The following is a 2,722-nucleotide window of genomic DNA, read 5'->3' on the forward strand; positions in this document are numbered from 1 at the left end:
GTGGCTAGGACGGCAATCTGGCTTGGCGGGCTTTACAAGAAGAAATAATGCAAAAAACACAAAGAATTTATGTTATCACAAGGGAAGGAAGCTGTGGTCAACGCTACGGGTTCTTCCACCGCTAGAGCTGGAGACCTAGATGCACACCTCATCATATTAAATATGATATCATGAGCAGTTTCAGCATACAGAGTATGATTTATATACCTCCACGTGTATGATTGTGGTGATGGCGGGGAAAAACACGACCCGTGGGGTGTATGCGCCCTGGGAACATCCCTCGGCTAAGCCCGCCCCGGGGGGGACTGCGACTTGGGTTAGGGCCCGCGGGAAAACTCTAAAAGGGTGAGGGGATGGAGACAAGAAGAACGGTAATAGTTGGGCACTTCGATACACATGGTGTGAGCGCGAGCTACCTCGCTGTCAAAGCCTTCAACGCGCAGGAGGTATACGCGAACTACCCCCAGACTAGCCCGGAGCAGGTTGTCGTAACGCTTCAGAACCTCTACTCTGCAAGCAGTGTTCCGCTTCACATTGTACTTGTGGACATCCCAGTGGATCTCAAGAACCCCCAGGCGTTCATCAGGGGGCTTGAGGACTTAGCAACACGGCATAGCGTCACACTTATCGACCACCACGAGAGTAGCGTGCAGTTCCTAAGCCAGTTCCAGCGGGTAAGAGCAATCTTCCTCGGGCCTAGCGCTTACGACCTCAACGCGTGGCTGTTGTCACAAGTACCCAACGCGTCAGACATTGACAGAACCATTGCGATAGTAGGAGCCGTTGGGGATCGTGACCCCGCGGTGGTTCAACGCGGGCTCTTCACACAGGAGCTTCAAGCCCTCGCTGACGGCCTCGACGTGTTAGTCAGGGAAAGGGACGGGGCCTTCAGAACTGTCAGGGCCCTAGTTCATAGTCCAGACAGTGTCTTAGAGGAGGCTAGGCAGAAGGCATCACAGATACCCAGCGCGAGGATAGGAGAGCGTATAGGTTCCGTTGCTATCGCCACAGAGGCTCTGCCTGCACAGTGGGGCCCTAAGGCATTAGAGAAGATGGCCTTCACTACTGGAGCATGGTATGCTACTGGCTGGAGCTACGACCAACGCTCTGGTCAGTGGATAGTACGCGCCATCATTAGGTGGGACGTGCAGGCCAGGATGCCGTCCCTACCGACACCCGGTAGTGTTGCCAGGAACCTCTGGCCCACGCGATCCATCATTGGGCACCCTAGTGCACCTAGCATGGCGGCGACTAGCGAAGACGAAGCACGGGAGATGGCTACCCAGTGGGCCAGGGCGCTCGCCGACGCGGCGACTCGGGGCGTTGCTCCAAATGTGACTACATTTATCGCAGAGACCAAGGTAGGAGAGATGATGGCAGAGATACTAGCGCGACTTGAGCGAGTCCTTGAGTCACAGAACAGAATGTACCAGGAGTATCTAGAGTTGAAGAAGCGACAGGTTGAGTTGCTCGAGCAAACCTCTAGCCAGCGCGTTAGGGCCGATTAGCGTTGCGTGAAACGAATCTTCTTTACCCTTCTCCTTTTTGTTTTTTCCTCTTTCTCCTCTTTCTCATGCCAGTGAGGGGTGGTGGTATGGGTAGTAGTGTGTATAAACGATACAGGTGCCCGGTCTGTGGAGCATGTTACTCTACCATATCATTGCTCCACGTCCACGCACTCGAGACGCTGAAGTACTTAGAGGAGCTGGGCGTGGTGAAGCGGGTGGATTTCATTGATAGCGCGTGGAGGGTCGGGGATCAAGTATATATCGGCGCCGTGAACGCTCTCTTTGCCGTCGCCATGCGCCACCGTGTGGTGTTCTGTCATCAGCTCCGCGTCAGGAGGATGCGTACCGATAGGCGTGCCGTGGAGGAGGCGATGGAGCATATCCTCTCCCATCGTAGCGGTCGCTACGTGCACGTCCCCACGTCCACCATCATCTCCGAGACTACACGAATCCTCCACCGTGGTGACCGGAGCACGCGACGTCGCATCGCCAATGTAATTGCCAATGCTAGCCCCCCTTGGGGCTGGTCTCTGGCATTCGTCAAACATAACTCCAGATCCCGCGTCCTCGTCTTTACGCCTTTCTATCACGTGTGGAGAGAGGTGGTTGAGTGTGGCTAAACTTAGGGTTAGGTGTCCCAGGTGTGGCCATGAGTTCTATGTCGACGTTCCCTCCCCCAGGCAGAAGGGGGAGGGTGCACGCTATGCCCCGGAGATCAAGCGCTTAACGCCACTGCACGTCGCGATCCTCTCCGTCTTGGCTGAGAGGGGGCCAATGACGAAAAAACGCCTAGGTGCAATTCTGGCGGAAGAGGGTAGGCGTGTCAGCGGTAACTCGCTCTCTGGACGTCTCTCGGAGCTATTGGGTCTGGGGCTAGTGGAGTGCAAGTACACTGAAGTCAAGGAGGTTGACCCAGCCTCGAAACAGTTCCGGTTCGTGAAGAAGCCCGTGTGGTCGATCACCGAGTCTGGGCGCGTGGCGCTGGCTCGGTTCGCGTTCAGGGAACCGTGACCTCCCCTTTTTCTCCTTCCTTTTTCTCTACGAGATGGTCTAGGTAGTGGCGTATCGCAGCGCGGAAGAACTCCGACCGCGTGAAGCCCCGCTCCCTGCAGACCCTGTCGACCGCTTCCAGCTTTCTACTATCTCTTGATTGCTTCTGCTGAGCATACCGCTGGCGTTCAACCGCGAGCGCGGCGTGTTTCTTTCTACTATCT

General features: G+C 55.8%; 4 protein-coding genes. 3 read left to right on the top strand and 1 reads right to left on the bottom strand.

Annotation, left to right across the window (positions count from 1 at the left end):
• Window positions 1–353: 353 nt before the first annotated feature.
• The 3 genes from ACP5KC_RS09910 (at window position 354) to ACP5KC_RS09920 (ending at window position 2,519) form a co-directional block, all read left to right on the top strand.
• A complete protein-coding gene (locus ACP5KC_RS09910; RefSeq protein ID WP_428287465.1) occupies window positions 354–1,508 on the top strand; it encodes a hypothetical protein in 1,155 nt (384 codons plus the stop codon).
• A gap of 86 nt (window positions 1,509–1,594) precedes the next feature.
• The gene (locus tag ACP5KC_RS09915) at window positions 1,595–2,128 is read left to right on the top strand and encodes a hypothetical protein (protein WP_428287466.1); all 534 of its coding nucleotides are present in this window, start codon (window positions 1,595–1,597) and stop codon (window positions 2,126–2,128) included.
• Window positions 2,121–2,519: a hypothetical protein gene (locus tag ACP5KC_RS09920; RefSeq protein ID WP_428287467.1), complete on the top strand. Its 399-nt coding sequence runs from the start codon at window positions 2,121–2,123 to the stop codon at window positions 2,517–2,519. The genes ACP5KC_RS09915 and ACP5KC_RS09920 overlap by 8 nt, the downstream gene beginning before the upstream one ends.
• On the opposite strand, the gene ACP5KC_RS09925 is transcribed toward ACP5KC_RS09920, so the two are convergent.
• A partial coding sequence (locus ACP5KC_RS09925; protein WP_428287468.1) for a ribbon-helix-helix domain-containing protein occupies window positions 2,506–2,722 on the bottom strand: 217 nt, incomplete at its 5' end. The genes ACP5KC_RS09920 and ACP5KC_RS09925 overlap by 14 nt on opposite strands.

This window comes from Infirmifilum sp. (genome assembly GCF_049970975.1).
GTDB lineage: Archaea > Thermoproteota > Thermoprotei > Thermofilales > Thermofilaceae > Thermofilum > Thermofilum uzonense.